Raw genomic sequence first — 1,519 nt, forward strand, 5'->3', positions numbered from 1 at the left:
TTTTCAAATTCAAACTCAATAGGGAATTGGAACTACAACTTAAATTAGTCAACGCTACATTTTTAGAAACATCAAGAGCTGTTAGTTGATTAAAGTGACAATATAAAATTTTCAATACTACATTTTTAGAAACATCAAGAGCCGTGAGTTTATTAGCGCCCGAATATAAAGTCCGCAACCCTATATTTTTTGAAACGTCAAGAGCAGCGAGTTGATTAGAGTGACAATATAAATAAGCCAAGGCTACATTTTTAGAAACATCAAGAGTGGCAAGTTGATTAGAACCACAATATAAAGTCTTCAACGCTAAACTATTAGTAACATCAAGGGCGGTAAGTTGATTAGAGCCACAATATAAAGTCTTCAACGCTACATTTTTAGTAACATCAAGGGCCGTGAGTTGATTGGAGCCACAATATAAAGTCTTCAACGCTACATTTTTAACAACATCAAGAGCGGTGAGTTGATTGGAGGTAAATTCTAAATTAATTAACGCTACATTTTTAGAAATATCAATAGCTGTGAGTTGATTAGAGGAAAACTCTAAATTAGTCAAACCTACATTTTTAGAAACATCAAGAGCTGTTAATTGATTAGAGTGACAATATAAATTAGTCAAAGCTACATTTTTAGAAACATCAAGAAAGGCGAGTTGATTAGAGTTGCAAAGTAAAGTATTTAGTGCTAGATTTTTAGAGACATCCAGATACTTTAGTTGATTCGAGTTACACTCTAAGGCAGTCAACCCAATATTTTTAGTAACATCAATAGCTGTAAGTTGATTCGAACTACACTCCAAATTAATCAACGCTATATTTTTAGAAATATCAAGAGCAGTGAGTTGATTTGATTCACATTCCAAATTAGTCAATGCTCCATTTTTAGAAATATCAAGATTGGCAATTTGATTTAAAGAACACTCTAAATTAGTCAACGCTCCATTTTCAGAAACATCTAGAGTAGTGAGTTGATTTAAGCTACACATTAAATTAGTCAATGCTCCATTTGTAGTAACATCAAGAACGTTGAGTTGATTAGAGTGACAAGCTAAAGCCCTTAAAGCTAAATTTTTTGCTACATCAAGAGTGACTAGTTGATTGGATTGACAGTATAAATCAGTCAAAGCTTCATTTTTAGTAATATCAAGAGTGCTTAGTAGATTAAAGGAACAATTTAAAAAAGTCAACGCTACAATTTTTGAAACATCAAGATTGGTCAGCTGATTAGAGTAACAATATAAAGACTTCAATGCTACATTTTCATCAAAATCAAGTTCGGCGAGTTGATTCGAGTAACAATACAAAGCAGTCAGCGCTACATTTTTTGAAACATCAAGTACAGTGAGTTGATTGGAGTAACAATACAAAACCTTCAATGACGTAAAGTCTTGAATTCCAGTTAAATCTCTAATTGAATTACTTGATACATTTAAATTACTTACTGTTCTTACATTTACAGTTAGAACTTTTCCATCGGGAATACCAGAATCTATGCCAAGAGCAATTAATTTTTTCTCGAA

At 32.2% G+C, this 1,519-nt stretch carries 1 pseudogene; it reads right to left on the reverse strand.

Features of this window, described 5'->3' with window-relative positions:
- Window positions 1-1,519 (reverse strand): annotated as a pseudogene (locus EKL98_RS17670) (LamG-like jellyroll fold domain-containing protein); the annotation flags it as partial.

The sequence above is a fragment of the Flavobacterium bomense genome (genome assembly GCF_003970355.1).